At 48.1% G+C, this 7,175-nt stretch carries 7 protein-coding genes; 2 read left to right on the top strand and 5 right to left on the bottom strand.

Translation table 11 applies throughout. From position 1 onward, the window contains the following. Window positions 1-226: 226 nt before the first annotated feature. From QW71_RS17825 to QW71_RS17815, 3 genes are all read right to left on the bottom strand, one after another. Window positions 227-718 carry a hypothetical protein gene (locus QW71_RS17825; RefSeq protein ID WP_235441490.1) on the bottom strand — a complete coding sequence of 164 codons (492 nt, stop codon included), beginning with the start codon at window positions 716-718 and terminating at the stop codon, window positions 227-229. Continuing rightward, a complete protein-coding gene (locus QW71_RS17820) occupies window positions 702-1,247 on the bottom strand; it encodes a PadR family transcriptional regulator (RefSeq protein WP_039301257.1) in 546 nt (181 codons plus the stop codon). The genes QW71_RS17825 and QW71_RS17820 overlap by 17 nt, the downstream gene beginning before the upstream one ends. A 404-nt stretch (window positions 1,248-1,651) precedes the next feature. Beyond that, window positions 1,652-2,701 carry an NAD(P)-dependent alcohol dehydrogenase gene (locus tag QW71_RS17815; RefSeq protein ID WP_039301254.1) on the bottom strand — a complete coding sequence of 350 codons (1,050 nt, stop codon included), beginning with the start codon at window positions 2,699-2,701 and terminating at the stop codon, window positions 1,652-1,654. A 120-nt stretch (window positions 2,702-2,821) separates the two neighbouring features. Between QW71_RS17815 and QW71_RS17810 the strand changes: the two genes are divergently transcribed. Together QW71_RS17810 and QW71_RS17805 are read left to right on the top strand one after the other, a co-directional pair. Further along, a complete protein-coding gene (locus QW71_RS17810; protein ID WP_039301251.1) occupies window positions 2,822-3,229 on the top strand; it encodes a MerR family transcriptional regulator in 408 nt (135 codons plus the stop codon). 129 nt (window positions 3,230-3,358) lie between these two features. Then, window positions 3,359-3,562: a hypothetical protein gene (locus QW71_RS17805; RefSeq protein WP_039301248.1), complete on the top strand. Its 204-nt coding sequence runs from the start codon at window positions 3,359-3,361 to the stop codon at window positions 3,560-3,562. Between the two features lie 64 nt (window positions 3,563-3,626). Here the strand turns inward: QW71_RS17805 and QW71_RS17800 are convergent, their stop codons facing one another. Then, window positions 3,627-4,292: a YitT family protein gene (locus tag QW71_RS17800; RefSeq protein ID WP_047013834.1), complete on the bottom strand. Its 666-nt coding sequence runs from the start codon at window positions 4,290-4,292 to the stop codon at window positions 3,627-3,629. Window positions 4,293-4,297: 5 nt separating this feature from the next. Then, window positions 4,298-6,952, bottom strand: a complete 2,655-nt coding sequence (locus QW71_RS38080) for a glycoside hydrolase family 28 protein (RefSeq protein ID WP_052770074.1) — start codon at window positions 6,950-6,952, stop codon at window positions 4,298-4,300. Window positions 6,953-7,175 lie beyond the last annotated feature (223 nt).

Below are 7,175 nucleotides of genomic sequence, written 5' to 3'. Positions count from 1 at the left end.
TGGTTGGACTTGCACCAACTAGATAATGCGTGCCTCTGGGCACGCCCTAAAATAAAGAAGCCCCGCATACACTGGGCTTCTCTGCTTATACCTTTAGATTGATGAAGAGTAGCTTACCTGCGTAAATACTGTTCTATGATAATACCATAAAATAGGGTTCTCAGTCTGGTCATTTGCTCATAGATTGTCGAACATTGTATGTGTATACATGTACTATCTCCCAAGCTCAGCGTGTACTGGCGTTGTTAAACTTCTTTTCAATATTTTCAGCAAATTTCACGCCCTCACCGGCCAAATGTTGTCTCATAAAGAACCCCCCAAGGCCGTTTATCCAAGCTGCCATGGCCAGCAACCGTGAGGGGAAGTCTGCACCAATCGTACAGCTGAATTCACAAGAGTTACGGTCAATAGGCGTAATCTTCATTTCCCATGGCACTCCGACAATGGCGGGTATCCACCGCATGATGTAGGCTTCTGTCCGGTCAGAGTAGAACCGCAAATGATCCTCTGCATGCTCTTTTAACTGATAGTGCTGAACAATCATCTCATTCCCCATATTCTCCACATTAACCATATAGAACTCACCCTCTTCAAAATAACTGCCCATTGCCTTGTGGCCCTTAGAGAATGATTCATATTCACCTGGAGTCATCTCCGTCACCCATTTGTACAAATCCACCTTGTCCGCTGCAATCTGCAATTTAAATTTCTTCGTCATTCTCATTGTTATCTTCCTTCTTTCCTGTAATTTCACTAATGAGTTCCTCATGCCAATTCATAATCATCTGATAATATTCTTTGCCAAACCTCAACGTCGCGTGTTCGTATACACCCATCTCTTGAACGTGCTTCTCTTCTATTAAAATAAGTTTGTTGTATTCACTGGCGACAGTAGTGCGGAAGCTGGCAATCAGCCGGGCAACCTCATGCTCGTCAAGATATTTATAGAAGAACAGCTTATTCAAATACTCATAATTGAACGGGGAAAAAGTACAGGGTGTCTTTAACCATTCCATAAACTCACCCTTCCCCTTTTCCGTGATCCCATAGGCTTTTTTGAATCTGCCCTCCTCTACCCCTTCTTCAGCCTTGATCAACTCCCCCTTTTCCATTTTCTTGAGCATAGGATAGATGCTGCCGAAGCTGGCATCAATAAAGTTGGAGGTGCTGCGCATCATCTTCTGCTTGATTTCATAGCCTGTCATATCCTTTTCAAACAGAAACCCGAGTATTACATATATAAGCATTCATTCCCTCCTTCCTCAGTACGACATATAGCGGGTTTATATATAATATGTTGATATATATCGTTTCGATATATTGAATATATGACTTGTTGGCGGGTTTGTCAATAGCATTTGCTGTGCATTAGTTCTGAGCATTTCAAAAAACAAAAAAATCCAAAAGGATCGTATCCCTTTGGATTTCATAAGCAAATATAACCAGATTGGTCTACACTTACACTGTATAGGCCCAAATGTTGTACGTACTGCAACTTAGCTGCCCAGATACCCGGGTGTTCAGACAGATTGTTGTATGAAATACAACAATTGTTTCGCTGAGCTGCTTGAAGAAGAAATGCTGCCTTTTATACAACAATACTGAATTTTAGCCGAGATTATATGGAAAATGTTGTATTATGTGCAGGATTTTATTCCTTACCCATCGTGCTGATATCAATGACAAACCGGTAACGGACATCGGAAGCGAGCACACGCTCCCAGGCTTCATCAATCTGGTCGGCAGAGATAACCTCGATCTCAGAGGCAATGTTATGTTCAGCGCAGAAATCAAGCATCTCCTGCGTTTCACGAATTCCGCCAATCATCGATCCGGCAAATGAACGGCGGTGGCCGATCAGCGAGAATACGTTAACGGCCAGCGGATCAGCAGGCGCACCAACATTGACCAAGGTACCATCCAGCGCAAGGAGCGATAGATAAGCATCAATATTAATCTGCGCGCTTACCGTATTTATGATCAGGTCGAACGAACCGGCAAGCTGCTTGAATGTCTCCGCATCGCTAGTCGCATAATAATGATCCGCACCTAGTTGCAAACCGTCTTCCTTCTTCTTCAGTGACTGTGACAGAACCGTAACCTCAGCACCCATAGCATGAGCGATCTTCACAGCCATGTGTCCAAGTCCGCCAAGACCAACTACAGCTACATTTTTGCCTGGAGCGGCTCCCCAATGGCGAAGCGGTGAATATGTTGTGATTCCGGCACATAACAGCGGGGCAGCGGCGTCTAGCGGAATAGCGTCTGGAATCCGGACCACGAAGTCTTCTGTCACCACAATATGGGTGGAATACCCGCCCTGTGTATAGTGACCGTACCGGTCGGTAGCTCCATAGGTACCCGTATTTCCATGCAGGCAATACTGCTCCTCGCCTTTATGGCAATTACTGCACTCTCCACAGGAGTCGACCATACAGCCTACCCCTACCCGGTCACCAACGGAATACTTTGTAACTCCGGAACCGACCTGGCTGACAATCCCGGCAATCTCATGGCCTGGAACGAGCGGATACTTGACTGGACCCCACTCCCCGCGGGCGGTATGAATGTCCGAGTGGCAGATCCCGGCGAATTTAATCTCAATCAGAACATCCTGCGGCTGAAGCTCCCGGCGCTCAATGGTCGTTAGCTTGAACGGGCCTTCCTGGCTGAATGTAGCGCGTGCATTAACTTGTATCATGGTGTAACCTCTCTTCTTGTTCATAGTAGAATCCGTAAGGACGACTTTACAAACCATATGATATTACTTAAAGTTAACTCTAAGTCAAGCACAAAATACAATTGAGACTGGAGATTCGTGATGAAGACATACTCTATAACTGAGGCTGCAGAACATTTTAATATGACACCGCATACTCTGCGTTACTATGACAAGGAAGGTCTGATGCCCTTTATCGAAAGGACCTCCAGCGGAAGACGTGTGTTCAAGGAAGCGGATATGGAAGCTCTAAAAGTAATTGAATGCCTGAAATCATCCGGGATGCCGATTAAGGAAATCAAACATTTCATTGAGTGGTGCTCTGAGGGAGATTCCACCCTGCAGCAGAGATATGACATGTTCCTGGAGCGGAAAGCCTCAGTAGAAGCACAGATGGAGGAGCTGAAGAAAACGATGGAAGTCATCGAACATAAATGCTCTTATTATAAGACTGCCTTAGACAGCGGTACGGAAGATATTCATAAAACCAAGAAGGTAACAAGCTTTTAACGGGAGGATGTGAATCGGGAAAAGCAGGATTTGGTGGTTCACCCGGCCGGGCGGCGGTTATCGTTACATAGAACGACTTTTATTGACGCATTCTATCACAGACGCTGCATACAAAAAGGAGATGGACAGATGAAGGACAATAAGGAAGCTCCGCTTGACGGGCGCAGCCCGGGCGTTCACCCTATACCTGAAGCCGATTCAAGCCTGAACGATGAAAAAGGGGCCGCTGGCAAGCTGGACGAAATTGTGGGTGCTCTGATGGGTGATGATCCGGAGGTGTCTGCTCCCGGTATTGCACCGGATCACAAGGATACAAGGGAACCCAAGGACTGAGTATACGACAAAAGGGTAGCCGGGCTTGCAATATTTTGCAGAGTCCGGCTACCCTTGTTTAATGTTAACTCAGCGAAATGGAATCTTCCTTTGCTGGCGGACCTTTTTTTGCCAGAAGCTTGTTCGTAAAACTCACATTAAAGAAATGAATGATCGGGCCAAGGCCCAATGCGGACACCAGCGTCCCCAAACCGATGATGCCTCCGAACAGGAAGCAGATCAAAGCACAAAAAGCGTCTGTAAACATCCGGTGCCAGAAATAAGAGATTGCCGGAAACTTATTCCTCATAATCAGGGACAGGCTGTCATAGGGAGCTATTCCCACATCCGACGTCTGATACATGGATACCCCGAAGCTGCAGATCACCACGCCAATCGCCACTGTAACCACCCGCTGCCACAATAACTGGGGTTCACCGAGCAGCTCCAGCCAGGTACTATGAAAGAAGGTAGCGATGTAACCCAGCAAAATGGCGTTTACGAAAGTTCCGGCTCCAATATACTTCCGTCCGGTAATAAATTCGATTACAAACAATACCAGATTCAGCAGGATTAGAAAATTCGCATAGGCGAGCCCGCTGGAGTCTGCAAGTGCCATCACCATGCCGCTGAAGGGGTCATTCCCCATCCCGGACAGTTTAAAAATGCTGATGCCCATCCCCAGAAACACATTCCCGATAAGCATAATGATCAATCGTTTGGGGTCTACTGAATTCATATATCTTTTCATATAGTTCATCCTACAACCTTAATGCTGACATTCATCTTGACTGGGATTATCCCGTCATCAGCAATAAAAGTGGCAGTGTAAGGTTCATCACGAACCGCAGCAGCGGCAGGAGTCCAGCTAAAGATACAAGCCTGGCCTGGTACAAAAGAGGAGGTGTCAAAAGTTGCCCCCTCAGGCAGATTGCCCGTTGTTAAAGTCATCGGCTCAGCAATCCCCTGTACTGCCGGGTCCTTATCCGGGCTGGTTTCATTATAAATCCTGCCATCCGTCTCCCGGGACGAAGTCTCGAATGCAGGCTGTCTGGCTACAACAGCAAAGGATAGCGTCTCACCTGCCTTCACGCTCTGTGCCGGAACAACTGTGAAGAAAGGCCGGAATACCGTCTGCGGCAAAGGATACACTTCGGTTGCAGACGGATATGTATAGCCGTTTCCGGGAATTGCAACAGTTTCATACGGATACAAGCTGTCCTTCGGCGTGCCTGGAGCAGGTGCCTCCACTTCTATCCTTTTGACGGACAGATTGCTGTCCATTGTCACATTCTCAACTGCTGTCTGCTGATACGGATAATCCTGCACATATTCGAGGCCTGCGGGCCGTTTGAAGCTGCTGCTTACCCGTACGACTTCTTCTACCCCCTGCGCATGGCGGGCATGGATATGCTCAATTGTGCCATTGACAACATCATCAAGCACAATGGGATGCCGGGTATCTTCCGTCATATAGCTCAGCTGAATCTCCTTCAGATACAGATTGTCCACATGTCTGGCATACAGACCGTAAGCCGGCAGGATCCCCCAGTTGCTGGGCTCAGGATACACCTCCGGCAGCTCTGGTACATTGAACGGCGCATCTTTCCACCCTTCTGATTGTGTATCCCATTCGACCCGGGGCAATAACCCTTCATTTTTCAGGAAAAAGGTGTTCACCAGCCACGGCAGCGACTGAATGCTGCGCTTCGGACTGCCGTACTGGGTATATTCCCAGTTCGTATTCAGCTGGCGTTGTTCCACCGCATGCTCCAGACTTAGACCGCCACGGTACTCCACTTGAATATTGGAGATCGAGACATTTTTAATCCGGTTCCCTGTCAGTCCCATCAGTTCAATGGGAAAGCGGGGGTCGACATTCTTAGCAGTAATATTGCGGATAATAATATCATGAACATTAGCCATACGGCCGCTCCCGTTCGCATTGGCATACAGCGGAAGCTCGCTTTCCTGTAATTCCTTAGTGTAGTCAGGCACATACTTCTTCGAGCGCTCATCATACCGCACAGCAAACCATCTGCCACCTTCTTCATGATAATTGGCAGGATTCAACCGGCAAGGCCGCTCAGGGTCTACAATATTAAAAGTGGACAAACCGTCCGCAGAAACTTTGCGCGTCCTGTTATAGGCTGGCAGATAACGTTTGGCTGGATATACCGGATACGGTTCCTTGGCCGGCAGCACCCAGTTAGACTGGTCCAATCTTACATTTGGTGCCGCATCTCCGGCCGCTATCAACTCTTCCCCGGTGCTATTTCCTGTGACAGGGAAACGTCCCCGGTCTCCTGCTTTGATGAAAATAGGCGAGCTGCTGATATCCTCCATCGTGGAGTCCTCAAAAATAATATGGCTTAAGTCCGCCCCGTCGACAGCCTCAAGGGCAAAACCTCTCGACCGTTTGAACGCTACGCGGCGGACCGTAACACAATCATACCCGCAGGTAGATTCCGTACCCAGCTTGACGCGGGCGGTAGGACCGCAGCGGTCTGTTGCAATCAGCTTGTCCTGTGTATACGTTCCCGCATATACGGAGCCTGTGTCGTAGCCGCTAACCACGCAGTCTTCAATCAATACATTGCGGAGCGGCATAAAGTTTCCGCCGCCATAGGAGGCCTTCAGCACAATGGCATCGTCCGTTAATGAATTGAAGGCGGATTGAACAATGGTCACATTCTCGCAGCAGTCCACATCAAACGCATCCCGGTTCGTATCCACGAGAATATGCCCGACATACAGATTCTTCACACAGGTTGCTATAATGGCAAAATGGCCGCCGGCCAGGATAGAAAAGTCGCAGAATGCGACATTCTCGCACCGCACCATCGCAATCGCCTTATTGCCGAACCATTCACCGCGGTGGCCGGGCTCGTCCCGGCGCAATGGCTCATGCGGGTCCCCGCCCATCAGAACCTGCTCCAGTTCTCCCTCATCATTCAAAGAACTTCCATCCAGCAGCCCGGGCCCATAAATCATCACATTCTGGATATCCGCGCCATAAATCAGGCTGTTGGCAAAGTACGTATGACCGTGATCCTGCAGACCAGCATATAGATTAACCTCAGGCTCATCATAGTTCCCGCCTTCCCCCATCTGCTGCTCATAGGAATGGCGGATATCTGTTCTTGCTGCAGAAAGTACGCTGCCTGCCGACAAGTACAAATTGACGCCGCTTAAGAGACGAATCGTGTACACCCTGAAGCTGCCTTCAGGAATTACCACAGTGCCCCCTTCTGCAGACGCAGCCTGAATGGCACTGTTAATTGCCTTGGTATTCTCCACAGGAGCATTCTCCGGACCCGCCCCATAATTGCGGATATCGAATGTATGCGTTTCCTTCATTAAATAGCCTTTGTCAAAAGGACAACCTGTTGCTTCCGTTACTTGAAACATAATAGCCTCCAATGGATTAGGGACCATCCGAACCGGATCATCCTGGCAGTTTTCTCTTATTATATCTTTTTACTACCGGATCTACAGCTTCATTCTTTATAAATATTAATAGAATCTACAACATTAGATACCTCCCTTGAACTGCAGGGGGAGCACAATTCATCGTCTAACAAAGATCATATCCCCCTAGGAGGCAAGACCATGCTGCTCGAAATCCAACAGC

This window comes from Paenibacillus sp. IHB B 3415 (assembly GCF_000802655.2).
Taxonomy (GTDB): domain Bacteria; phylum Bacillota; class Bacilli; order Paenibacillales; family Paenibacillaceae; genus Paenibacillus_AQ; species Paenibacillus_AQ phytohabitans.
The sequence above is the reverse complement of the archived record's forward strand: the minus strand, read 5'-3'. Positions and strand labels throughout refer to the sequence as shown.